The organism is Blautia sp. TF10-30, from assembly GCF_003481245.1.
Classification (GTDB): Bacteria; Bacillota; Clostridia; order Lachnospirales; family Lachnospiraceae; genus Fusicatenibacter; species Fusicatenibacter saccharivorans.
Map to the genome: position 1 here is coordinate 139,430 of NZ_QUKM01000003.1, position 24,869 is coordinate 164,298.

The window sequence follows — 24,869 nt, forward strand, 5'->3', positions numbered from 1 at the left end:
TTCCTCTTTTTCGGTTACAGTTCACTGGTACCCAGCAAACTGTAACCTTTTTCATTCTGGTTTATCTTAGCAGACTTTCTTGCTTTTTCTTGTGTCATATGTCACAATAAAGAAAAAGTTTTCCAAAAAATTTTTCTGTGAAAGGATTTTCCTATGAAACGAATTTTTGATCCGGCTCTGCTGGACTTTTATCTTCAGAAACATGAGATCCCATCTCTTTTCGATACCCCGGATCTCGCATTTTCTCTGTATCAGTTTGAAAAGGGCGAACGGCTCGACACGCTGAATCCGGAGGAATACCTCTCGTTCCTCGTGGACGGTTCCATCGAGATCAGCGCCAACCGCGCCGACGGCACGAGCTACCCGATCGGCTATCTCGACGGCTTTACCTGCATCGGCGATATGGAATTCTGCGGAAAACGCGATGATACGCACCAGATCGAGGCACGCACCACCGCGCTTTGTATTGTTCTGCCGCTCGCTTCCACGAAAGAGCTTCTGCTGAACGACAACCGCTTTTTACGATATCTTTTAAACTCTGTCACCGAAAAGCTGATGCTTTATTCCAGCTCCCAGTCGAATTTTTCCACGCTCGAGGAATCCTTCCTCTCTTATCTCTCAGAGCGCTGTCCGGATCAGACGTTTTCCGGCGTGGAAAAGATGGCCATGCAGCTCCACTGCAGCCGCCGCCAGCTCCAGCGGGTTTTAAAGAAGCTGCTCGAAGAAGGACAGCTTGTGAAACTTTCGAAAGGTTCTTACCGCCTCAGCTGAAAACGCCATCGCTTCCTTATTTCCACGATTCCAGGATCGATGTTCCGATCGTTCCCTCCGGCATTTTTACGCCGAAGTTCTCTGCAACGGATGCGCCGATCACAGCGAAGGTGTCCTTCGTCTCCTGAAGGCCGCTCTCCTTCATAGACGGTGAGTACGCAAGGAGCGGCACCTGTTCTCTGGTGTGGTCCGTTCCGGTATAAGTCGGGTCGTTGCCGTGGTCTGCCGTGATCAGGAGCAGATCGTCGTCTTTTAACTGCTCCAGCAGCTTTCCAAGGTTCACATCGAATTTTTCAATCTCTTTTCCGTAGCCTTCCGGGTTTCTTCTGTGGCCCCAGAGTGCATCGAAATCGACGAGGTTGACAAAGCACAGTCCGGTAAACTCTTTTCCTGCCGTCTCAATCGTCTGCTCCATGCCGTGGACGCTGCTCTTGGATTTCAGACTCTCCGTGATGCCCTCGCCGCAGAAAATATCGTTGATTTTTCCGATACTGATGACATCATATCCTGCCTCCTGCATCGCGTTGAGCACGGTTTTTCCCGTCGGTTTGACAGCGTAGTCGTGACGGTTTGCGGTGCGGACGAACTCTCCTTTTTTCTTTCCGACGTACGGTCTTGCAATGACACGGCCGACTTTCCACTCGTCTTTCATGGTCAGCTCACGGGCAATCTCGCAGTAATGATACAGCGTCTCCAGTCCCATCGTCTCCTCGTTGCCGCAGATCTGCAGTACGGAATCCGCCGAGGTATAGACAATCAGTTCTCCGTTTTCGATCTCGCGCTCTGCCAGCTCATCGAGGATCTCCGTTCCGCTCGCCGCCTTATTGCCGATGATCTTTCTGCCGGTTCGTTTTTCCAGCTCGTCGATCAGTTCTTTCGGAAATCCGTGGTCGGTGAACGTAACGAACGGCTTTGTCGTGTAAATTCCCATCATCTCCCAGTGGCCGGTCATGGTGTCTTTTCCGTTGCTCGCCTCGTTCAGTCTTCTGGCGTAACCCTTTGCCTCATCCTCTGTCACACCGCAGAGATTTCCCATGCCGAGGCGGCGCAGGTTCGGGATTTCAAGGCCTCCCTGACTCTCCCAGATGTGGCCGAAGGTATTGACACCGACATCCCCAAACTTCTCCGAATCCGCCATCGCCCCGATTCCGAGAGAATCCAGGACGATCAGAAAAATACGGTTATATTTTCTCATACTCTTTACTCCTTTCTTTTTAACTCAGCTCAAACATTCCATGATAGAGCTGATAATATTTTCCTTTCTGTGCCAGAAGTGCGTCGTGGTCGCCGCGCTCTACGATATTTCCCTGCTCCAGCACCATGATCGCATTGGCGTTTCGCACGGTGCTTAAGCGGTGGGCGATGACAAATACGGTTCTGCCCTCCATGAGCTGGTCCATTCCTTTTTCGATCAGCGCCTCGGTTCTGGTGTCAACGGAAGATGTTGCCTCGTCAAGAATCAGCACCGGCGGATCGGCAACGGCGGCACGGGCAATCGCGAGAAGCTGGCGCTGGCCCTGGGAGAGGTTGGCTCCGTCGGAGGTCAGCATCGTGTCGTAGCCGTTCGGCAGACGGCGGATGAAGGAATCCGCATTCGCAATTTTGGCCGCATGTTCAATTTCTTCCTGCGTGGCATCGAGTTTTCCAAAACGGATGTTTTCTGCTACGGTTCCCGTGAACAGATGGGTATCCTGCAGAACGATACCGAGGGAGTGGCGCAGAGCGTCTTTTTCGATATCTTTTACGTCAATGCCGTCGTAGACAACCGCGCCGCCCTGGACGTCGTAGAAACGGTTGATCAGGTTCGTGATCGTCGTTTTTCCGGCTCCTGTGGAACCGACAAAAGCAATTTTCTGGCCTGGTTTGGCATACAGGCTGATGTTCTTTAAGATCAGACGGTCTGCCGTGTAGCCGAAATCCACGTTTTCAAAACGCACATCGCCCTTTAATTCCGTCATCGTTCCGTCCGGGCGCTTCCATGCCCAGCGGCCTGTTGTCTCTTCGCAGACGGCAAGTGCGCCGTTCTCTTCTTTTACGTTGACCAGTTCCACTTTTCCCTCATCGATTTCCGGCTCCAGGCTCATCACGTCGAAGACACGCTCCGCACCGGCGAGCGCTGAGAGAAGGAAGTTGCTCTGCTGGGTGAACTGGTTGATCGGAAGCGCCGCCTGGCGGACAAAGACAAGGTAGCTTGCCAGGCTTCCGATATCGGCTTTTCCGTGCAGGGCGAGAAGGCCGCCGAGCACTGCCACAATCGCATAATTGACATACGAAATGCTGACAACGACAGGAACCATCGTCGCCGCATACCCCTGCGCGCCGGTTCCCGCTTTCCGGAGCTCCTCATTCTTTTTGCAGAATTCCGTAAAGCTCTCTTCTTCGTGGTGGAACACCTTGACGACTTTCTGTCCGGTGATCAGCTCCTCAATATAGCCGTTCAGTTCTCCGAGGCTGTTCTGCTGCTTCGTATAATAACCCTTGCTGCGCTTTCCGCTGAACTTGATATACCAGAACATGATACCGTAGCACACCGTTACAATCAGCGAGAGCCGCCAGTTTAGGATATACAGCAAGGTCAGTGTTCCCACAATCTGGATGAAGCTCTGGATAACCATCGCAAAACTGTTGTTCAGGGCATCTGCCATCGTGTCGATATCGTTCGTGAAAAGACTCATGATATCGCCGTGGCGTCTGCTGTCGAAGAACTGCAGCGGCAGTGTCTGGACGTGTTCGAACAGATCGCGGCGGATATCAAATACAACCTGCTGTGCTGCTTTTACCATGGTCTGCGTGTAGCCGTATGCTGCGAGTGCGCCGCACCCGAAAATGAGTGCCGTAATCAGCACGCCGCGCAGCAGTGTGTGCACATCTCCGTCCGCCAGTCCGTTGACAACCGGGCGGATCATATACGTTCCAAAGAGGTTGGCTCCCGCGCTGATTGTTACCAGTACCGCTACGACTGCGAGCATTTTTTTGTGCCGTCCCAGATAAGACAGGAAGACGCGCAGCGTGTGTTTCAGGTTCTTTGGTTTCTTTCCGCTATAAGCTCTCGCTGCCATTTTCGTCTCCTCCTTTCATCTGTGAGGCGTAAATTTCCTGATAAATCGGGTCATCCGCCAGCAGTTCAGCGTGCGTGCCGATCCGGTGTACTTTTCCGTCATCAAGAATGATGATCTGATCCGTATTCATGACGGATGTTACTCTCTGCGCAATGATAATTTTTGTGACATTCTTCCGCGCCGCCAGTGCCTCGCGGATCTTTTTCTCCGTTGCCGTGTCGACCGCACTTGTCGAATCATCGAAGATCAGGATTTTTGCCTTTCCGATCAGCGCACGCGCGATGCAGAGACGCTGCTTCTGGCCTCCGGAGAGGTTGCTTGCGCCCTGCTCGAGCACGGTGTCGAGGCCGTCCGGCATGCGGTTCAAAAATTCATCCGCACACGCCGCGCGGCATGCTTCCCAGATCTCCTCATCGGATGCATCCACATTGCCCCATTTCAGGTTTTCACGCACGGTTCCGGAGAACAGCACGTTTTTCTGCAGAATGATATTGACTGCATCGCGGAGAGCGGCAAGATCGTACGCGCGCACATCCTTTCCGCCGACGCGGACGGTGCCGCGGCTGGTATCATACAGACGCGGAATGAGCTGCACCAGCGTCGTTTTCGAAGAACCTGTTCCTCCGAGGATTCCTACCGTCTGACCAGCTTTGATCTTCAGCGTAACATCGGAGAGTGCGTACTCTTTTGCTTCTTCTTTGTATTTAAACGATACGTTGTCAAACTCCACGCTGCCCTCTGTCACTTCTGCTACACCATTTTCCGGCGAGGTGAGCACGATTTTCTCATCGAGCACCTCGACAATCCGGTGTGCACTCGCCATGGAACGGGTCAGGAGCAGGAAGACGTTTGCAATCATCATCATCGAGTTCATGACCTGCATGACGTAGCTTAGAAATCCGGTCAGGTTTCCGACGGCAAGCTGTTTTTTCAGAATCATATTTCCGCCGAACCACAGAATCAGCACGATCGCGGTATACATGACGCCCTGAAATGCCGGCAGATTCAGCACGGCGTAGTGGAACGTCTGCTCGCTCGCTGCGGTCAGGTCGGTGTTGACCTCGTTGAATTTGTCTTCCTCGTACTCATCCCGCACGAAAGCTTTGACGGCACGGATCGCGGTCAGCCCCTCCTGGACAACATTGTTCAGGCGGTCCACCATGGACTGCAGTTTTGTGTACATCGGGGCAACTCTCCGCACAATCAGGGAGAGAATAAAGCCAAGAAGCGGGGTACATACAAGGAATACAAATGCCAGCCGCGGATTCATATAGAATGAAAGGCCGATTCCCATAATCAGAAGCGACGGTCCGCGCGTGATCGGGCGGAAGCCGGCGCTTACCATATTCTGGATGACGGTAACATCCGTCGTCATACGGGTGATCAGGGATGATACCGCAAAGTGGTCGAGGTTGGAAAATGCATACTGCTGCATTTTCTCATACTCCGCCTTCCGGATCTCAGCTCCCCAGCCGTACGTCGCCCGCGCCGCAAAGTGCGCGTATAAAATTCCGGTCACAAGCGCACAGAGCGCGCAGATTCCCATCTGGATTCCCTTGCGGTAAATGTAAGGGATATCGCCGTTCGCAACGCCGATGTCAATCAGATTGGAAATCAGAATCGGAATAAAAAGTTCAAAACACGTTTCTACCAATACCAGCACTGCTCCGAAAATCATATCCCGCTTGTAGGGACCTGCATACGAGAGCAGACGCTTCATATCATTCATCTTCTGTCACGTCCTCCTTTTGCTGTTTTTCGGAGTCCATTTTACCATACCCCGGCATGATTTTCAACGCGCCGAAATAATCCCTTTTACCCCAAAAATCCCCTTTTCCCAACAACTTTTCTGTCGTCAGAAAAAGAGGATCGTTTTCTGGAAGCTTAAGTCTACCTTTTGAACGCATTGACCAGTGACACACCGGAAACCGCCGCCTCTCCGACAAATCCGATAACAAACACGTCCGCAATTCCGACCAGAGCCACCAGAAGCTGCTCTAGGAAAAGCGGAATAATCAGCTTTTTCAAATCCTGATTTGTAAACATAAAACCCCTCCTGCCATTTTTCTTTCTGTCTCTATTTTAGACATCTAACAGCTCATTTGTCTAATGCTTATTCTAAATGGCAGTTCATACGCGGATTGCATATTACACTTCACAGAAATCTCTTTTCACTTTCTCACACAGCTTGCCATACACACGCTCCACAAACCACGGCTCTGTCGATTTTTCTGCGATCTGCTCCACCGGAATCCAGCCGACTGCGCTGTTTTCATCCGGCTTGCAGCGGATTTCCTGTACCGGATCTGCTTCCATGAGATATGTCACATTCAGATGGAGATGTGCCGTCACGTACTTTCCGCGCTTCACATGGCCGTCCACCGACAGGATTTCGAGCGAGAATGGCTGATCCGATAAGAGCTTCACCTCTTCAATCCCGGATTCCTCCTTCACTTCTCTTACCGCCACGCTGCAAAGATCCGCATCTCCGTCCGCGTGGCCGCCGAGCCATGCCCAGGAATGGTAAATATTGTGATACGCCATCAGCACCTGCTTCCGATCCGGGCTTACGACCCAGGCGGAGACAGTCAGATGTGCGGTCTCATTTTCCCGCGTCAAAATATCGCATCCGCTCTCCATCCATTTCAGCAGAATCGCCCGATCCCGCTCTTCCTGCTCATTGTACGGACGGTATTCCCGGATCTGCCGCAGCAGGTTTTCTTTGGCTGTTTCATTCTGCATCCGTTTTCCCTCCCACTTTGATTTTAAACGATTGCTAAAAAAGACCCCGGCGCCTGTATTTCTACAGACCGCCGGGGTCTCCTTACGTTTGAACACAAATCATGCTACTGCATGAAAATCCTGATTCGGACAGATTCTGCTTAAATTAAGCGTTCTTCTGAGCGATAGCTGCCTGAGCTGCTGCCAGACGGGCGATCGGCACACGGAACGGTGAGCAGGAAACATAGTCCAGACCCAGTTTGTTGCAGAACTCTACGGAGCTCGGATCTCCACCGTGCTCACCGCAGATACCTACGTGCAGAGAAGAGTTAACCGGTCTTCCAAGATCGATAGCCATCTTCATCAGCTTGCCAACGCCGTCCTGATCAAGTTTTGCGAATGGATCGTTCTCGAAGATCTTAGCGTCATAGTAAGCGTTCAGGAATTTACCAGCATCGTCACGGGAGAATCCGTAAGTCATCTGAGTAAGGTCGTTGGTTCCGAAGCAGAAGAAGTCTGCCTCTTTTGCGATCTCATCTGCAGTCAGAGCTGCTCTCGGGATCTCGATCATGGTACCAACTTCGTATTCAAGGTCGCTGCCTGCTGCTGCGATTTCAGCGTCAGCGGTCTCTACTACGAATTTCTTAACGTATTTCAGCTCTTTGATATCGCCAACAAGTGGGATCATGATTTCCGGTTTTACATTCCAATCCGGATGAGCTTTCTTCACGTTGATGGCTGCGCGGATTACTGCGCTTGTCTGCATCTTAGCGATTTCCGGATAAGTTACAGCAAGACGGCATCCACGATGACCCATCATCGGGTTGAACTCGTGCAGACTAGCGATGATTGCTTTAATCTGCTCAACAGTTTTGCCCTGAGCGTCAGCCAGTTTCTTGATGTCCTCTTCCTCAGTCGGAACGAACTCATGAAGCGGCGGATCCAGGAAACGGATGGTAACCGGGTTGCCTTCCAGAGCTTCATACAGCTTCTCGAAGTCTCCCTGCTGCTCCGGAAGGATCTTAGCAAGTGCTGCTTCTCTCTCTTCTACGGTCTCAGCGCAGATCATCTCACGGAATGCATCGATTCTGTTGCCTTCGAAGAACATATGCTCTGTACGGCAAAGACCAATACCTTCTGCTCCAAGCTCACGAGCTTTTTTAGCGTCAGCCGGAGTATCAGCGTTTGTACGAACTTTCATGGTTCTGTATTTGTCTGCCCAGCCCATGATTCTTCCGAACTCACCAGCGATGGTAGCGTCTACGGTCGGGATCAGTCCGTCATAGATGCATCCTGTAGAACCATCCAGAGAGATGCAGTCTCCCTCGTGGTACTCTTTTCCAGCCAGTGTAAATTTCTTGTTTGCCTCGTCCATTACGATATCACCGCAGCCGGATACGCAGCAGGTTCCCATACCACGGGCAACTACAGCTGCGTGAGAGGTCATACCACCACGAACAGTCAGGATACCCTGTGCAGATTTCATACCTGTGATATCTTCTGGGGATGTCTCAAGACGAACCAGAACAACTTTTTCTCCTCTTTCAGCCCACTCAACAGCATCATCTGCTGTGAAGACGATTTTACCGCAAGCAGCTCCCGGAGATGCTCCCAGTGCTTTTGCCATTGGAGTAGCCTCTTTCAGTGCTTTTGCATCGAACTGCGGATGAAGCAGAGAGTCAAGATTACGAGGATCGATCATTGCAACTGCCTCTTCCTCTGTTCTCATTCCCTCATCTACAAGGTCGCAAGCGATTTTCAGAGCAGCTTTTGCTGTTCTCTTACCATTACGTGTCTGCAGCATGTACAGTTTACCGTGCTCTACAGTGAACTCCATGTCCTGCATATCTCTGTAGTGTGTTTCCAGAGTTTTGCAAACTTCTTTGAACTGTTTGAAAGCTTCCGGGAATTTCTCTTCCATCTCAGAAATGTGCATAGGTGTACGAACACCGGCAACTACGTCCTCGCCCTGTGCGTTGGTAAGGAACTCACCGAACAGTCCGTTCTCTCCTGTAGCAGGATCACGGGTGAAGGCAACACCTGTACCACAGTCATCTCCCATGTTTCCGAATGCCATCATCTGTACGTTAACAGCGGTACCCCAGGAATACGGGATGTCGTTGTCACGACGATAAACGTTTGCTCTCGGGTTGTCCCAGGAACGGAATACGGCTTTTACAGCCTCCATCAGCTGTACCTTAGGATCGGTCGGGAAATCCTCACCGATTTTAGCTTTGTACTCAGCTTTGAACTGCTCAGCCAGTTTTTTGAGGTCATCTGCGTCAAGATCTACGTCCTGTTTTACGCCTTTCTCCTCTTTCATCTTGTCGATCAGCTCTTCGAAGTATTTTTTACCAACTTCCATAACTACGTCAGAGAACATCTGAATGAATCTTCTGTAGCAGTCCCAAGCCCAACGTGGGTTGCCGGAAGCCTGTGACAGAGTTTCAACAACCTCTTCGTTCAGACCAAGGTTCAGGATGGTATCCATCATACCTGGCATGGAAGCTCTTGCTCCGGAACGTACAGAAACGAGCAGCGGATTCTTAGCGTCTCCGAATTTCTTTCCTGTGATTCCTTCCATTTTATCGATTGCTTCCATGATCTGACCCATGATCTCGTCGTTGATCTGTCTGCCATCCTCATAGTACTGTGTACAAGCCTCGGTTGTTACCGTGAATCCCTGTGGTACAGGAAGTCCCAGGTTTGTCATCTCAGCCAGGTTTGCGCCTTTTCCACCGAGAAGGTTACGCATGTCTGCATTACCTTCAGTGAACATGTAAACCCATTTTGCCATTGTTACTTTTCCTCCTACTTGTAATTTTGATAGGTTATAGTAAAGTATTTCCAGATTGCCCTGGATGATACGTTCACCCTATACTGATTGCACCGAAAAGAAAGATATTCTCGGGCGCACACATTTATTTTACCATAAGAATATCTTTAGTCAATAAAAATATGGCAAATTTTCGGTATTTTTTTTAATTTACAGTTCACTCGTGTGTTCTGGCGGGCAAATTTCATGCTTGCATGAAAATTTGTTTGCAAGAACACACGAAGGGAGCGCCGAGAAATGAGCAAAAGGAGCTGCGCAGCAGCGGAAAGCGCTGAAAGCGCAGTTTTGCGAATGGCGCGGGTGAACTGTATCGTCTGTGCCCCTGTTATGTTTTATTATATCAGCTTTTGGTTACTTTTTACAGGGTTTTTTGTAATTTTCGCGTAAAAAAAGAAGTATCGCACAATTTTTTTCATTTTACGATACTTCTTCTTCTATTTTTCCCGGTAAATTTTCGGAATTGTTCGATTTTATGCTTTCAAAATTACGGTTTTGATTACGAAATACAGCAGCACAATCACACCGAGTACGATACGGTACCAGCCGAAGGCTTTGAAATCGTGCTTCTTGATGTACTGCATCAGGAATTTGATGGCAAAAATCGATACCGCAAATGCCACCAGCATGCCGACGATCATGATCGCCACCTCAACACCGGTAAAGGCAAAGCCGTGTTTTACCAGTTTTAAAAGGCTCGCGCCGAACATAACCGGAACGGCAAGGAAAAACGTGTACTCCGATGCCAGCTCTCTCGAGCATCCCAGCAGGATACCGCCGATGATGGTTGCTCCCGAACGGGAAGTTCCCGGTACGATGGAAAGGAGCTGGAAAACCCCGATATACAGCGCATTTTTCCAGGTAATCTCTTTGATTTTTGTTGCAGACAGTGTTCTCGTCTTGTTGTAATTCTCAATGATGATGAAGAGGACACCATAGATGATCAGCATCAGTGCTACGATCACGTAATTCATCAAATGGGCCTCGATCCAGTCGTTGAATGCCAGTCCGATCACGGCTGCCGGCAGACACGATACGACGATCTTGAACCACATGATAATTTTGTCCAGATAACAGTAATTGTCTACAAAGTTCTGAATACCTGCAAAGACCTTGTTGTCGCTTGGATTGGCAAAATAGCTCTTGCTTTTCGCTTTGCTTTTGCCATGAAACGGCCAGAGATCCCAGAAATAGATGACGACAACCGCAAGGATTGCACCGAGCTGGATGACAACTTCAAAAACATTCTTGAAATCAGCTGTCACATTCAGCTTAATAAACTCATCTACCAGAATCATGTGGCCGGTGCTGCTGATTGGAAGCCACTCGGTAATGCCCTCTACGATACCCAGCAGGATAACCTTTAACCACTCAATGATGTTCATACGATATGTACCTTTCTCTTTTTGAATTGGATGCCCTTTTCTGGCATTCTATTAAAAATCTATCATACTTATGCTAAAAACACAAGCGCGTCACGTTTTCTTTTTTTGTAAAATCCATTCAAACCCACATTCGGCCAAAAAAGCTCTCTGCCGCTTTGTTTCTGCAGCAGAGAGCTTTTCTTTGCTTTATGCTTCTATCATGCTTATCTCTTGTCGATCGTTGCGATATCGATCAGGGTCAGCTTCTTCACATCTGTATTTTCCAGACTGGTTACGAGTGCGGTTGCGGTATCCAGAGAGGTCAGTACGTTGACACCTGTCTCGATCGCGTTCCGGCGGATGACGAATCCGTCTTTGGAGTGCTCAACACCCTGGGACGGAGTATCGATGACGAGATCGATCTTGTGGCCGAGGATCAGGTCCATCAGGTTCGGGGACGGCTGCTCGATCTTGTTGGTGCGGATCGCATTGACGCCGTTCTCGTTCAGGGCTTTCGCGGTATTTCTCGTCGCATAGATCTTGTAGCCGAGAGCCTGGAATCTCTGTGCGATCGGAACGATATCCTCTTTATCCTCATCCTTTACGGTGATGATCATGTTTTTATATTTCGGCAGGTTGATTCCGGCGCCGAGGAATGCTTTGTAAAGAGCCTCGTTGAAGGTCTTTGCAATACCAAGGCACTCACCGGTGGATTTCATCTCCGGTCCAAGGGCGATATCTGCGCCGCGGATCTTCTCGAAGGAGAATACCGGCATCTTGATGGCAATGTAATCTGCCTCTCTCTGCAGTCCCGGCTCGTAGCCAAGCTCGCGGATCGTGTGGCCGAGGATGACTTTCGTTGCCAGCGGCACGATCGGGATTCCGGTTACCTTGCTGATGTATGGCACGGTACGAGAAGAACGCGGGTTGACCTCGATGACGTAAACATCCTCACCGCATACGATGAACTGGATGTTGATCATACCGATGACATGCAGGGATCTTGCCAGACGTTTCGTATACTCTACGATAGTGTCTTTTGCATGCTGGCTGATGCTCTGTGCCGGATAAACGGAGATACTGTCTCCGGAGTGAACGCCGGCGCGCTCGATGTGCTCCATGATACCAGGAATCAGAATATCGGTGCCGTCGCAGACTGCATCAACCTCGATCTCCTTGCCCTGCAGATATTTATCAACCAGGATCGGATGCTCCTGTGCGATCCGGTTGATGATGCCGATAAATTCATCGACGTCCTCATCGCTGATGGCGATCTGCATACCCTGTCCTCCAAGGACGTAGGACGGGCGGACGAGTACCGGATAGCCGAGCTCGTTGGCTGCTTTTTTCGCCTCTTCTGCGGTGAATACGGTGTGTCCCTTCGGACGCGGGATTTCACACTGCTCCAGGATCTCATCGAACAGCTCACGGTCCTCTGCGGCATCTACGTTCTCTGCAGATGTTCCAAGGATCGGCACACCCATTTTCAGGAGTGCTTCGGTCAGCTTGATCGCGGTCTGGCCGCCGAACTGTACAACGGCTCCGTCCGGATGCTCGATGTTGACGATATTTTCTACATCTTCCGGTGTCAGCGGCTCGAAATACAGTTTATCTGCGATATCGAAGTCGGTGCTGACGGTCTCCGGGTTGTTGTTGATGATGATGGTCTCATAGCCCTCTTTCTTGAATGCCCAGGTACAATGTACGGAGCAGAAGTCAAACTCGATACCCTGTCCGATACGGATCGGGCCGGAACCAAGGACGAGGACTTTCTTTCTGTCGTTTGTCTCGACAGCTTCGTTTTCGCCGCCGTATACGGAATAGTAATACGGTGTGGTTGCTGCGAACTCAGCGGCACAGGTATCTACCATCTTGTAAGCTGCGGTGATATCATACTGTTTTCTTAACGCTTTTACTTCTTCTTCGGTCTTTCCTGCCAGTTTTGCCACCAGGTAATCCGGGAACTCAAGGCGTTTTGCTTCGCGCAGAAGATCCTCATCCAGCTCTTTGGCCCGTAATGCCTGCTCCATCTCAACGAGGATAGCCAGCTTATCGATGAACCATACATCGATTTTGGTGATCTCGTGGATCTCGTCGTAGGAGATGCCCTGACGGATCGCCTCTGCGATTCTCCAGATTCTCATATCGTCTACGATGTGAAGCTCTTCGATCAGCTCATCTTTGGAAAGATGACTGAAATCATAGGACATCAGGGAATCTACGTGCTGCTCCAGGGAACGGATTGCTTTCATCAGCGCACCTTCAAAATTATTGCAGATACTCATGACCTCACCGGTCGCCTTCATCTGTGTGGTCAGGGTACGTTTTGCACTGATAAACTTATCGAACGGCAGACGCGGGATTTTTACAACACAGTAATCCAGCATCGGCTCGAAGCTTGCGTAGGTTTTTCCGGTAATGGCGTTCGGGATCTCATCCAGAGTGTAGCCAAGTGCGATCTTTGCAGCAACCTTTGCAATCGGATAACCGGTCGCTTTGGAAGCCAGTGCGGAAGAACGGCTGACACGCGGATTTACCTCGATAACACAGTACTCGAAGCTGTCCGGATTCAACGCATACTGTACGTTGCATCCGCCGGTGATGCCGAGCTCGGTGATGATGTTGAGTGCGGAAGTACGCAGCATCTGATACTCTTTATCTCCCAGGGTCTGGGACGGTGCTACGACAATACTGTCTCCGGTGTGAACGCCGACCGGGTCGATGTTCTCCATGTTGCAGACGGTGATGCAGTTTCCTGCGCTGTCCCGCATTACCTCGTACTCGATCTCTTTCCATCCGGCGATACATCTTTCAACGAGTACTTCGCCGACACGGGAAAGACGGAGTCCGTTCGAGAGGATCTCGATCAGCTCTTCTTCGTTGTAAGCGATACCGCCGCCGCTTCCGCCGAGGGTGTAAGCCGGACGCAGTACAACCGGATAACCGATCTTGTTGGTGAAATCGATACCAGCCTGTACATCATGGACAACCAGGGATGCCGCTACCGGCTCGCCGATTTTTTCCATAGTATCTTTGAATTCCTGACGGTCCTCTGCTTTTTTGATGGTCTGTGCTGTGGTACCGATCAGGCGTACGTTGTTTTCTTTTAAGAAGCCTTTTTCTTCGAGTTCCATCGCAAGGTTCAGTCCTGCCTGGCCTCCCAGAGTCGGAAGAACGCTGTCCGGTTTTTCCTTCTGGATGAGCTGCTCTACCACTTCTACGGTCAGCGGCTCGATGTAAACGCGGTCTGCGATGTCTTTATCGGTCATGATGGTTGCCGGGTTGGAGTTCAGAAGAACAACTTCCATTCCCTCTTCTTTCAGGGAACGGCACGCCTGTGTTCCTGCGTAGTCGAACTCTGCTGCCTGTCCGATGACGATCGGACCGGAACCGATAACCAGAACTTTTTTAATATTCGGATTCTTTGGCATTATTTGTTACCTCCCATCATCTCAAGGAATCGATCAAACAGGTATCCGGAATCCTGCGGGCCAGGGCATGCCTCCGGATGGAACTGTACGGTAAAGATGTTTTTGCCGACGTATTTGAGTCCCTCGTTGGTGCCGTCGTTGACGTTCACAAAGGCCGGAACTGCCACATTCGGATCCAGGGTATCGGTATCTACGACATAGCCGTGGTTCTGGGAAGAAATGTAAACTCTTCCGGTTGCAAGGTCCTTGACCGGGTGGTTTCCGCCGCGGTGGCCGTATTTCATCTTGTGGGTATCTGCGCCGGTAGCCAGTGCCATCAGCTGATGTCCAAGACAGATTGCAAAGATCGGTACATTGGAATCGTACAGTTTTTTAATCTCTTTGATAATGGATACGCACTCTTTCGGATCTCCAGGGCCGTTGGACAGCATGATTCCGTCCGGATTTGCGGCGAGGATCTCTTCTGCTGTAGTAAGCGCCGGATAAATGGTCACTTCGCATCCGCGCTCATTTAAGGAACGTGCGATGTTGTTCTTTGCGCCAAGATCCAGAAGTGCAACTTTAAGGCCTTCTCCTTTTAAAACTGATTTTTCAGAGCAGGTTACCTTTTCTACAACTTTTCCGGTATTATACGCTTTTAATTTTGGAATAATTTCATCGAGGTGATAATTTTCGTTGGTCGTGATCATACCGTTCATGGTACCTTTTTCACGAAGAATTTTGGTAAGAGCACGAGTATCGATTCCGGCGATTCCGGGAATATCGAACTTTTTCAGGAAATTCTGAATGGTGTCCTGGCAACGGAAGTTGCTGGGGAGACGGGATAATTCTCTTACAATATAGCCATCCGGCCAGGGTCTTAAGGACTCCTGATCATCATAACAAATTCCATAGTTTCCAATAAGAGGATACGTCATACATACTGCCTGTCCCGCATAGGATGGGTCGGTCAGCACTTCGAGATATCCAGTCATGGATGTATTAAATACGATTTCACTGATCACTTCTTTTTGTGAACCAATGCTGGTTCCGGTAAAGACATGCCCGTCTTCTAAGATTAGAAAAGCTTTCATCATTCCACCGTTTTCCTTTCTTTTTCGTTCGGTTTTGAGTTTGTATGAAATATGCATCTCATACTTTAATCTTTCAGATTCTATCACAACCAGGGAAACATTTCAACTATTTTTGTCGAATTACGGAAATTTCTTTTCTGGAAAAATAAAAATACCCTGACGGAAAGTTTCCACACTTCCCATCAGGGCAATCCGAATTGGTCCACCGGACCAATTCTTGATACGCAAAGCAAAAAAATAATGCAGGAGATGGGACTTGAACCCACACGATCTTGCGACCACAGGCACCTGAAGCCTGCGCGTCTGCCAATTCCGCCACTCCTGCATTTCTTAGTTGTCTTAGCGGTTGTCCGCTTGACAAGATAGATAATAACAGCTTTCTAAAGAAAAGTCAACACTTTTTTGAAAAAATTTTAATTTTTTTGATTTTATGAAAAATATGGATAATAGCGATAATTTTAAACAATTTTACACTGTCTGAGATTCGTCTGTTTTTCTTTCCCCGTCTGCACATCTTCTCCGCACAGAAATAAAAAGACCCTGCCGGGAAGTTTCTGCATCATTCCAGGCAGGGTAATCCGAATTGGTCCACCGGACCAATTCTTGATACGCAAAGCGAAAAATAATGCAGGAGATGGGACTTGAACCCACACGATCTTGCGACCACAGGCACCTGAAGCCTGCGCGTCTGCCAATTCCGCCACTCCTGCATTTCTTGTCTTGCAGCTCTCATGTGCCGCTCAACAAAACATATATTACCAGATGATTTCGAATCTGTCAACAGCTTTTTTCAAATTTTTTCAAAAAATTTCAAATTTTCTTTTTTGCCCCGAAAAGCCCGCCATCCGCAGGGCTTTTCGGGAGATTCTGCATCACCTGGACTCCCGGCAGGAAATTGCCGTTAGCAGCGCAAGTCCGAAGAAAATACAGAAATCAGAAACATTGAACACAAGTCTGCGGAACTTCTCCGGTCCAAACCGGAAGCTGACATAGTCGGTCACGTAACCTCTCTTATGCCGGTCATACCAGTTCGACATGCCGCCGCCAATCGTAAGCGCAAGCCCAAGCTTCTTCGCCTTACACTTACGTCTGCCCGCCAGCGCTCCGAGACGCGCCCACAGTCCGGACAGCAAAAAGAAGGTGAGAAATTCCACCTTCTTCGTGCTGTCCGCGAAGCCGCCGCCCGCTACGCCGCGGTTATGACATTTCCGCAGGACAATATGTCCTTTGCAGACCGGGATCTGCTCATTTTCCTTTAACTCCTCTTCTGCCTTCTTTTTCAGGCATCCGTCTGCAAGGAAAACCGCTCCCGGCAGCAGGGTCCAGATCATTCCTCTTCCGGTACCTCTGCTTCTTTTTCAGGCTCTTCTTCCGGCGCTGCTGCTTCGGTTTCTTCTGCTTTTTCTTCCGGTTCTACGTGTACAAACTCGGCATCCTCCGGCTCATCTTCCTTCTCCGGCATAGCAGCACCGCAGCGCATGCAGAAAGCTGCATCTTTCGGAACACTTGCGCCGCAGGCCGGGCATACGATGCGGCCTCTCTTGTTTGCCACATCTTCCTTGCAGTCTGCAATCTCTTTTTCCAGATCGGTGATATCTTTGCAGATGCCGGCAAGATTCTCGTCGAATGCTTCGCCGTTCAGATAGCGGTTGTAGATGATCAGTCCGATATCCTGGTAATTCTTCTCAATCTGATCCTCGAGCGCATGCTGACGGGTGCGGATCTTCTGAATTTCTACGAATTCATCTGTTTTCTTTCCCACAGTATCCACTGTTTTTTTCAGTGTTTTACTTAAATTTCCAAAAAAATCCTCTGCCATAGTTAAAACCCTCTCTTTCTTATCTCTTATTTCAAGAAAACGCCAGTTTCACGTCTGCTCCGCTGTGTTTTCCAGTTACCTTATTTCTGCTCTAACTTTGGAACTTCCTGACCGCGCAGGAGAATCGTCGGCCCGCCGGTCTTTTCAATATAGTCTTTTGTGATGATAACCTCTCCGATGCTGCTGTCCTTTGGAATCTCATACATGATATCCAGCATGAAATCCTCGATGATCGAACGGAGTGCTCTCGCACCGGTATCTTTTTCCAGCGCTTTTCTTGCAATAGAGCGAAGTGCATCATCATCAAATTCCAGTTTCACCTCGTCGAGTTCGAGCAGTCTCTTATACTGCTTCAGGATCGCATTTTTCGGTTCTTTTAAGATCTCGACCAGCATATCCTCATTGAGACTCTCCAGCGTAAATACGATCGGCAGACGGCCAAGGAACTCCGGCACCATACCGAAAGTCCGAAGGTCTTCTAAGGTCACCTGTGACAGCAGGTTCTTATCCCCATCATACTTGTCCTTCAGATCCGCCTGGAAGCCAATGGAAGCTGTCTTGTTCAGACGCTCCTTGATGATGTCCGTCAGATCCGGGAAGGCACCGCCGCAGATAAAGAGAATGTTTCTGGTATTGACGGTCTCGAGCGGAACCATCGCATTTTTGCTGTTGGCTCCCACCGGAACTTCGATGTCGCTGCCCTCGAGGAGCTTCAGCATTCCCTGCTGTACAGCTTCTCCGCTGACATCTCTCTGGTTTGTATTTTTCTTTTTCGCAATCTTGTCGATCTCGTCGATGAAGATGATACCGTGCTCCGCGCGCTCCACATCGTTGTCTGCGGCCGCTAAAAGCTTAGATACCACGCTTTCAATATCATCACCGATATAACCCGCTTCGGTAAGGGATGTGGCGTCCGTGATGGCAAGCGGCACATCTAAGAGGCGTGCCAGTGTCTGCACCAGATACGTTTTTCCGGAACCGGTCGGTCCGATCATCAGCATGTTGGATTTTTCGATCTCGATATTTCCGTCCTGCGGTGCAAAGACACGTTTGTAATGGTTATAAACGGCAACCGACATGACTTTCTTTGCACGTTCCTGGCCGATGACGTATTCGTCAAGCATCGCCTTGATCCGGTGCGGCGGCGGAATGTCCTTGATGGAAAATTCTTTTGTTTTCTTCTTTTCTTCTTTTTTCTTTACCCGCTGCCGGTTCGGGATCTGGTTGGAAAGCCCGGAGAGATCGAACATGCCGATATTCGGCATGTTGTTCATATTATTCATCATCTCATTGATCTGGCCCGGGTTCTGGTTCATGGTATCAAAGCTCTTCTGCATGCAGTCCGGGCAGATATTGATGTTTCCCGGAAGGGTAATCATCTTTCCGGCTTTGCTCTCCGGTCTGCGGCACATGAAGCAGACTTTTTCATAGGTATCTTCTGTATGATGGTCAGAGCTTTTTGTTTCCGCCTTCGTTTCGTCCGCGGTACCGTCCACTCTGTCTTTCTCTTCTGACATGATTTTTCAAATTCCTTTCTGTAATAGATCGCTTGGTCTAGCTTGATTATAGCCCAAAAGCCATAGGGTCACAAGTAAAAACTTTCTTAAAAATTACCAACTTTTTTAAGAATTTTACAAATTCAAAAAATTATATCAAAAAATGCAGAAAAAGGCGGACAGCCAGGCGTTCATATTCCTGTGCTGTCCGTCTTTTTTCTCTTAGGAAATAGTTATTTCGAGTTTTTATCTGTTGCCAAACGGATTCTGAATACCCTGGTCATTCTGATCGGAGCTTCCGGTTCCGTCGTTTGTGGTTCCGTTGCTGCTTCCGCTCGTCTGCGGCATATCTGCTGCAGAGCCAAGGGTCAGCGTCAGTGTTACTTCTTTGTACTCACCGTTGTCCGCGCGCTGTACGGTGACATCTACAGTCTCGCCTGCCGCATAATAGGTCAGTGTCTCTTTTAAGCCTTTGGCGTTCGAGATGCTTCTTCCATCAAACGTGGTGATAACATCGCCTTTCTTGAAGCCCGCATCGGCTGCCGGGCTGCCGTCCACAACGCTCATGATGCAGACACCGGTCGGAATACCGTAGTTCTGGGAAACATCTGCGCTGACATCTGCCATGTTGATTCCGATATAAGCGGCCTCATCATCGCTGACTTTGTATCTTGTTGTCAGGTTCATCAGGTTCTGCAGAATCGGCTCCGCTTTCGAAATCGGGATCGCAAAGCCCATGCCCTCGACCTGTGTGGAGCTGTATTTTGCTTCGTTAATGCCGATCAGCTCACCGTTCATGTTTAGAAGGGCGCCGCCGCTGTTTCCAGGGTTGATGGCTGCATCGGTCTGGATCAGTCCCTCAGAAGTAATCGTCTCGCCGGTACTCTCATCCTGACTGGAGATCGTACGGTCTTTTGCACTGATATATCCGCTCGTCAGGGACTGGCCGGTTCCCAGTGCATTTCCGATTGCCACAACCTGATCACCGACCTCAAGGTCATCGGAATTTCCCATCACGGCAATTTTGATCTGGCTCTTTGTCTCGTCCTTGATGTCGGAAAGTTTTACTGCAACAACAGCAAGGTCATTGTCCGCATCGGTACCTTTGATCTGGCCTTCTACCGTCTCATCGTCGATAAAGCTGACGGAAAGAGACGTTGCACCGCTGACAACGTGGTTGTTTGTCGCAATCAGGAGCTCATCGTCGTTCTGTCCGACAATAACTCCGGTTCCGCTTGCAGGAACTTCCTGGCTTGTGGTTCCGAAGAATGTCTCAACTTCTTCCACCGTTGTCGTAGAAATTGCTACCAGAGACGGCATCGCACTCGATGCAACATCTTTCACGGACATCTCGCCGGTTGCTTTTACGGTATCGGAGGTATCACTGCTGTCTGCTGCCGTTGTTGTGGTGGTCGTCGGAATTGTAACTTCCTGCTTCTGCTCTGTTGCTGTACCGATCACTTTCGTACCGACTGCTGCAGTCCCAATGAAAACACCGCCTGCCACGAGTCCGAAGCACGCTGCCATGGCAAGTGTCATGCCCCATTTTTTTGCGGCTGACATTGGTTTTTTCGCTTTCTTTTTGTGATCCTGCGGCTGCGGAACGGCAGAAAACTGTGGTTTTTCCTGCTTCGGAGCACTCTGTGTCTGTGACTGGTACTGATAATGTTCTGTCTTTGCAGAAGATGTCTGCTCTGCCTTTGCCTCCGACGGCTCCGGTTTTCCGGTGTAGGAAGCGCTGTTATTCTCCTCGCCGGTCTTTCCGCTGATTTTCGGATTCACCCAGCTGTAGGTTGTCGTTTTCTTTTCTTCCGCCTTCGGCGCTTCTGCGGTTTCCTGCGGTTTTTCCGTCTCTGCCGCACTCTGCTCTGCTGTCGTTTCTGCTTTTACTTCTTCTGTATGCTCTGCAGCTTTGGTTTCCTCTGCTGCCTCACCATTTATTTCTTCTTTTTTGAATTCTTCACTCATGGCTGATCCCTCTTTCTCTTTTCTATCTCAGGCACCAATACACAGTGCTCTTATTTCTTTCTTCATTTTCTACTGCCTATTGTACGTTAGAATTGTGTTGAAACTGTGATAATTTTGAAAAAAGAGGAATTTTATGCTGCGGTTTTTATTCTACCGTAACGGATTTCGCCAAGTTTCTCGGTTTATCCACATCGAGGCCTCTGCCGATCGATACGTAGTAGCCAAAGAGCTGCAGCGGAATGATCGCCAGGGAGTTTGCAAAAATCGGATTTGTCTCCGGCAGGTAAACTACGTAGTCGGCTACTTTTTCCACTTCTGTATTGCCAACGGTCGTTACCGCCATGACAAACGCGCCTCGTGTCTTCACTTCCTGAATATTGCTGATCGTTTTCTTGTAGAGCTCCGGCTGGGTCAGCACGGCTACGACAAGGCGTCCGTCCTCAATCAGGGAAATGGTTCCGTGTTTCAGCTCACCGGCTGCATACGCCTCGGAATGGATGTAGGAAATCTCTTTCAGCTTCAGGGAGCCCTCCATCGAGATTGCATAGTCGATGCCGCGTCCGATGAAAAAGACGTGTTCTGCCGCAAGATAACGGTTGGCAAAACGCTGTACGTTCTCCTTGTGGGACAGCAGCAGGGAAATCTGCTCCGGCAGGCGCTCAAGGCTCTGGATCATTGCATCGAAGTCATTCTGTGAAACGGTTCCGCGTACTTTGGCAAACTTCATCGCCAGAAGATACTGCGCGATAAGCTGTGTGCTGTACGCTTTCGTTGTCGCAACAGCGATCTCCGGACCGGCCCAGGTGTACATGACATTGTCTGCCTCTCTTGCAATCGAACTTCCAACTACGTTTACGATGCCAAGGGTACGCACGCCCTTTTCTTTTGCAAGGCGGAGAGCCGCGAGGGTATCGGCCGTCTCACCCGACTGGCTGACGATGACCACGAGCGTATTTTCCGGCAGAATCGGATCACAGTAGCGGAATTCGCTTGCCAGATCTACCTCAACCGGGATTCTTGCCAGCTTTTCGAAGATGTATTTTGCGGTTACACCGGTGTGGTATGCGGAACCGCAGGCAACGATAAAGATCTTGCTGATTGTACGGATCTCTTCGTCCGTCATGCCAAGCTCCTCGATCACTACGTCACCATTCTTGATGCGTGGGGTCAGCGTATCTTTTACGGCTTTTGGCTGCTCATGCATCTCTTTCAGCATAAAATGCTCATAGCCGCCTTTCTCTGCGGCATTCATATCCCATTCGATGTGCGTAGGCTCCTTTTGCAGCTCCTCCTCATCGATATTGTAAAAATGAAGGCCGTCTCGGGTCAGCTTGACAATCTCCTCATTTTCCAGAAAATAGACATCTCTTGTATATTTCAGTACAGCCGGAACGTCGGATGCAATCAGGTTTCCGCTCTTACTTGTACCAACGATCAGCGGGCTGTCTTTACGGACCGCATACACCTCATCCGGATGGTCGCGGAACAGGATACCCAGTGCATACGATCCCTCCATACGGTGCATAACCTTTGTGATCGTTGCAAGCGGATCGCCGTTATAATAGTAATCCAGCATATGGGCAATTACCTCGGTATCTGTCTCCGAAAGGAACTCATATCCTTTGGACATCAGTTTTTTCTTTAATTTCAGATAATTCTCAATAATTCCATTGTGTACAACGACAATCGAGTGGTCTTTATTGAAATGCGGATGTGCATTCAGATCGGAAGGTGCCCCATGCGTTGCCCATCTCGTATGTCCGATTCCTACGGTACCCGGAAGTGTCGCTCCATTTTGTGTCATTTCCTCAAGCACCTTCAGACGGCCCATTGCTTTCTGCATCTGAATTTTGTTTCCATCGTATACAGCAATTCCGGCCGAATCGTATCCGCGGTACTCCAGCTTTGACAATCCGTCCAGCAGCACCGGGGCAGCCTGGCAGGTTCCAATATATCCAACAATTCCACACATAGATTTTTTCCTCCTAACAGTAAAAGGCGGCACCCTTGTTCTGTTTTCAGGTTATGCCGCCTTCTAATTTCTTGTTCTTTACTTTTTTACCACGCTGCTCCGTTCTCTGTCAACCTTATGGAGCATTTCGTATTTACTTACAAGATCTTTTTATTTTTGTTTTTTACTTTCACTTATCTTCTATTTCGTTTTTTTCGTATCTTTCCGTGATATTCCCACCATGTTTTGTTTGAGGTACACCAGCGGATTACACTGTCCGGAAGGCTTTTGTATCGTTTTCCGAGGAAGTAGCCCACATATTTGAATCCGCTTTGAAAGAATAACGTGACGAGCAGCCACGGCTTATGAATTTCGCAGACGTAGGATGCCGATTTTTTCACCATACGGATTCCCTCACTCTCAGACGGATACGCATCAAAGATCTCCGGATGCTGTGCCTGGGATACACCGAGGTCGAAATTGCGGTGAAGCTGTGCCAGACAACCGTAATTGTGGGAATGTACCACCTTCGCATCTGCCGCATAGGCAATCGCATAGCCCGCCTGCACAAGATGCCCGGCATAGATCATATCTTCGTTAAACAAGGTGCTTTCTACAAATCCACCCAGCTCTTCATATGTCCTGCGGTCATACATTGCACAGACATTGGAACAGAAAAAAGTCTTAACACCAAGTTTTGGCAGATCACCGGCATCCTTGATATCACTCTCGTCCGGATAGTTAAAGCCTCTCGTAAACCGTTCCAGTGTACGGCAGTCATCCCGCGGAAGCTGCCGCGCATAGGCCGCCTTCACATGCGGCAGTGAAAATTTTTCCACCAGATGTTCCACGCACGCATTATCGTACGGCATGGCATCCTGGGTCATAAAAAGCAGAAGATCCGCATCTGAACTTTCTGCCATCGCCCTTCTCGTTCCGCCGTGGTCGAACTCGCTCGGCTGAATATGCTCCACCATAATCTTGTCTGAAAGCTGCTCCCACGCCGGATTCCAGAACTTTTTCCCCGTATTCACGACCCGGATCGAACGGATCGGGTAAGTCTGTTTTAAAAGGCGGGGCAGAAGTTCTGCGAACTCCTGCCCTGGTTTATACGTTGGTATCATGACATCAACGGTATATTGACTCATCTTGTCGTATTCTCCCTGTATTTTAATCTCCTGCTACCACAGAATCTGTTGCAGCGCCCGGTCCCTGATTCAGTACATACTCAATCATATCATCATCGTAGCCGCTCTCTCTTGCAATATAGTCACTGTACTCTATCACGGCTGCAGATGGATCATAGCTCATCGTCGGATACAGATAAGCGTGCAGTTCCTTTACATTGTGTTCCAGTGTAACCGGAATTACGACATCAACACCAAGTGCGCTTTCTACATTTTCTCCATAACACAGCTGGAACGGATATGCATAAGATGTTCCCATTTTGTACGTTACCGCATGCATGCCAAGTTCCAGAATTTCGTTTTTGGTAAGACTGGTGCTGACATTTCCCATCACTTTATCCAGAATCTCCGGAATCTTGGTCGGATTCTGTTTAATCTTCTGTACCATGAGATTGATGACGATTCGCTGACGGCTCGTACGTTTCGCATCGTCGCCGCCGCCGTAACGGATCCGCGCATAGGAGGTTGCAAGTGCACCGCTGACATGACGTACTTCGCTGTAATCATCCCCAAGGTCCTCATCATACGGAATAGCTTCATACTCTACGCCCTGTGCTTCCGATACCTCTCTGTTGTAGTTGTTTGCATGAACACACTCTGCATTTGTCATCTCGATGTCGAGACCGCCCAGGACATCAATCGCATCGGCGAGTGCCTTGAAGTTTACGGTAACGTAATCGGTCAGTGCAAGGTCAAGGTTTGTATTCAGCATGGAGAGCATACTCTCCGGACCGCCGCGGTTATAGGCGGAATTGGCTTTGTCAAACTCATAATATTCATCGGTATATTTCGCCATATTCATCCAGGTGTCACGCATAATCGACACCATACGGATTTCCTGCTTGTCGTGATCAATACAACAGAGAATAATAGTGTCACTGTTCATGCTTTCTGCCAGCTCGGAGCCTTTCACACCTCTGGCATCCACGCCGACCAGCGCGATGACCTGTGTACCGGACATCTGTGAGAGATCGGTATTTGCCTTTACTTCACTGTTGATCTGAATCTGGGAGCTGTCCAGCGTATCCTGATTCATCTTATCCATCGAACGGTTGATCCATGCGTAGACGAACAGAATTCCGGAAAGAATCAGCAGAACGGTGATTTCAATTCCGAAAATTATTTTTCTGCGGCGCATTTTTTTGTATTTTCTGCTCTTTTTGTAATTCTTCTTCGACATCTCTTTTCCCCTTATC

16 protein-coding genes, 2 tRNA genes and 1 pseudogene are annotated in these 24,869 nt (G+C 49.3%); 1 reads left to right on the forward strand and 18 read right to left on the reverse strand.

What is annotated here, in order from left to right:
* Positions 1-153 precede the first annotated feature (153 nt).
* On the forward strand, positions 154-771 hold the full coding sequence (locus DXD02_RS04625; protein WP_055219376.1) for a hypothetical protein: 618 nt from the start codon (positions 154-156) through the stop codon (positions 769-771).
* 16 nt (positions 772-787) lie between these two features.
* On the opposite strand, the gene DXD02_RS04630 is transcribed toward DXD02_RS04625, so the two are convergent.
* From DXD02_RS04630 to DXD02_RS04720, 18 genes and pseudogenes are all read right to left on the reverse strand, one after another.
* Entirely contained in the window at positions 788-1,966 is a 1,179-nt protein-coding gene (locus DXD02_RS04630; RefSeq protein ID WP_117804386.1) for a phosphopentomutase, read from the reverse strand.
* Positions 1,967-1,985: 19 nt separating this feature from the next.
* A complete protein-coding gene (locus DXD02_RS04635; RefSeq protein WP_055219380.1) occupies positions 1,986-3,830 on the reverse strand; it encodes an ABC transporter ATP-binding protein in 1,845 nt (614 codons plus the stop codon).
* Positions 3,811-5,550, reverse strand: coding sequence for an ABC transporter ATP-binding protein (locus DXD02_RS04640; RefSeq protein WP_334294013.1), 1,740 nt, complete (start codon positions 5,548-5,550; stop codon positions 3,811-3,813). The genes DXD02_RS04635 and DXD02_RS04640 overlap by 20 nt, the downstream gene beginning before the upstream one ends.
* Positions 5,551-5,732: 182 nt before the next feature.
* Positions 5,733-5,876, reverse strand: a pseudogene (locus DXD02_RS04650) (MATE family efflux transporter); the annotation flags it as partial.
* A 102-nt stretch (positions 5,877-5,978) separates the two neighbouring features.
* Positions 5,979-6,572 carry an NUDIX hydrolase gene (locus DXD02_RS04655; protein ID WP_117804385.1) on the reverse strand — a complete coding sequence of 198 codons (594 nt, stop codon included), beginning with the start codon at positions 6,570-6,572 and terminating at the stop codon, positions 5,979-5,981.
* Between the two features lie 145 nt (positions 6,573-6,717).
* Entirely contained in the window at positions 6,718-9,348 is a 2,631-nt protein-coding gene (gene ppdK, locus DXD02_RS04660; RefSeq protein WP_022462956.1) for a pyruvate, phosphate dikinase, read from the reverse strand.
* A 509-nt stretch (positions 9,349-9,857) separates the two neighbouring features.
* Positions 9,858-10,769, reverse strand: coding sequence for an undecaprenyl-diphosphate phosphatase (locus DXD02_RS04665; RefSeq protein WP_117760874.1), 912 nt, complete (start codon positions 10,767-10,769; stop codon positions 9,858-9,860).
* A gap of 203 nt (positions 10,770-10,972) precedes the next feature.
* Complete coding sequence (gene carB, locus DXD02_RS04670) at positions 10,973-14,179, reverse strand: carbamoyl-phosphate synthase large subunit (RefSeq protein WP_117760872.1); 3,207 nt, start codon at positions 14,177-14,179, stop codon at positions 10,973-10,975.
* A complete protein-coding gene (locus tag DXD02_RS04675) occupies positions 14,179-15,252 on the reverse strand; it encodes a carbamoyl phosphate synthase small subunit (RefSeq protein ID WP_117760936.1) in 1,074 nt (357 codons plus the stop codon). Before DXD02_RS04675 ends, carB begins: the two co-directional genes overlap by 1 nt.
* Before the next feature lie 241 nt (positions 15,253-15,493).
* Positions 15,494-15,577, reverse strand: a tRNA-Leu gene (locus DXD02_RS04680).
* 301 nt (positions 15,578-15,878) lie between these two features.
* A tRNA-Leu gene (locus DXD02_RS04685) sits at positions 15,879-15,962 on the reverse strand.
* Between the two features lie 162 nt (positions 15,963-16,124).
* The gene (locus tag DXD02_RS04690) at positions 16,125-16,583 is read right to left on the reverse strand and encodes a signal peptidase II (protein ID WP_117760870.1); all 459 of its coding nucleotides are present in this window, start codon (positions 16,581-16,583) and stop codon (positions 16,125-16,127) included.
* Positions 16,580-17,071 (reverse strand): zinc-ribbon domain-containing protein, encoded by a 492-nt coding sequence (locus DXD02_RS04695; protein ID WP_117760868.1) that lies wholly within the window; start codon positions 17,069-17,071, stop codon positions 16,580-16,582. Before DXD02_RS04695 ends, DXD02_RS04690 begins: the two co-directional genes overlap by 4 nt.
* A gap of 80 nt (positions 17,072-17,151) precedes the next feature.
* Positions 17,152-18,588: an ATP-dependent Clp protease ATP-binding subunit ClpX gene (gene clpX / locus DXD02_RS04700; RefSeq protein ID WP_055219393.1), complete on the reverse strand. Its 1,437-nt coding sequence runs from the start codon at positions 18,586-18,588 to the stop codon at positions 17,152-17,154.
* Between the two features lie 225 nt (positions 18,589-18,813).
* Positions 18,814-20,535 (reverse strand): trypsin-like peptidase domain-containing protein, encoded by a 1,722-nt coding sequence (locus tag DXD02_RS04705; protein ID WP_117760866.1) that lies wholly within the window; start codon positions 20,533-20,535, stop codon positions 18,814-18,816.
* A 145-nt stretch (positions 20,536-20,680) separates the two neighbouring features.
* On the reverse strand, positions 20,681-22,507 hold the full coding sequence (gene glmS / locus DXD02_RS04710) for a glutamine--fructose-6-phosphate transaminase (isomerizing) (RefSeq protein ID WP_117760864.1): 1,827 nt from the start codon (positions 22,505-22,507) through the stop codon (positions 20,681-20,683).
* Positions 22,508-22,680: 173 nt separating this feature from the next.
* A complete protein-coding gene (locus DXD02_RS04715; RefSeq protein ID WP_118595184.1) occupies positions 22,681-23,634 on the reverse strand; it encodes a glycosyltransferase family 2 protein in 954 nt (317 codons plus the stop codon).
* Positions 23,635-23,656: 22 nt separating this feature from the next.
* A complete protein-coding gene (locus DXD02_RS04720; RefSeq protein ID WP_118595183.1) occupies positions 23,657-24,853 on the reverse strand; it encodes an LCP family protein in 1,197 nt (398 codons plus the stop codon).
* Positions 24,854-24,869: the final 16 nt, after the last annotated feature.

Coding starts and splice junctions, on each gene's coding strand:
- carB (WP_117760872.1), bottom strand. CDS start 14,179: ATGCCAAAGAATCCGAATATTAAAAAAGTTCTGGTTATCGGTTCCGGT.
- ppdK (WP_022462956.1), bottom strand. CDS start 9,348: ATGGCAAAATGGGTTTACATGTTCACTGAAGGTAATGCAGACATGCGT.
- clpX (WP_055219393.1), bottom strand. CDS start 18,588: ATGTCAGAAGAGAAAGACAGAGTGGACGGTACCGCGGACGAAACGAAG.
- DXD02_RS04655 (WP_117804385.1), bottom strand. CDS start 6,572: ATGCAGAATGAAACAGCCAAAGAAAACCTGCTGCGGCAGATCCGGGAA.
- DXD02_RS04695 (WP_117760868.1), bottom strand. CDS start 17,071: ATGGCAGAGGATTTTTTTGGAAATTTAAGTAAAACACTGAAAAAAACA.
- DXD02_RS04720 (WP_118595183.1), bottom strand. CDS start 24,853: ATGTCGAAGAAGAATTACAAAAAGAGCAGAAAATACAAAAAAATGCGC.
- DXD02_RS04715 (WP_118595184.1), bottom strand. CDS start 23,634: ATGAGTCAATATACCGTTGATGTCATGATACCAACGTATAAACCAGGG.
- glmS (WP_117760864.1), bottom strand. CDS start 22,507: ATGTGTGGAATTGTTGGATATATTGGAACCTGCCAGGCTGCCCCGGTG.
- DXD02_RS04665 (WP_117760874.1), bottom strand. CDS start 10,769: ATGAACATCATTGAGTGGTTAAAGGTTATCCTGCTGGGTATCGTAGAG.
- DXD02_RS04690 (WP_117760870.1), bottom strand. CDS start 16,583: ATGATCTGGACCCTGCTGCCGGGAGCGGTTTTCCTTGCAGACGGATGC.
- DXD02_RS04705 (WP_117760866.1), bottom strand. CDS start 20,535: ATGAGTGAAGAATTCAAAAAAGAAGAAATAAATGGTGAGGCAGCAGAG.
- DXD02_RS04675 (WP_117760936.1), bottom strand. CDS start 15,252: ATGAAAGCTTTTCTAATCTTAGAAGACGGGCATGTCTTTACCGGAACC.
- DXD02_RS04635 (WP_055219380.1), bottom strand. CDS start 3,830: ATGGCAGCGAGAGCTTATAGCGGAAAGAAACCAAAGAACCTGAAACAC.
- DXD02_RS04625 (WP_055219376.1), top strand. CDS start 154: ATGAAACGAATTTTTGATCCGGCTCTGCTGGACTTTTATCTTCAGAAA.
- DXD02_RS04640 (WP_334294013.1), bottom strand. CDS start 5,550: ATGAAGCGTCTGCTCTCGTATGCAGGTCCCTACAAGCGGGATATGATT.
- DXD02_RS04630 (WP_117804386.1), bottom strand. CDS start 1,966: ATGAGAAAATATAACCGTATTTTTCTGATCGTCCTGGATTCTCTCGGA.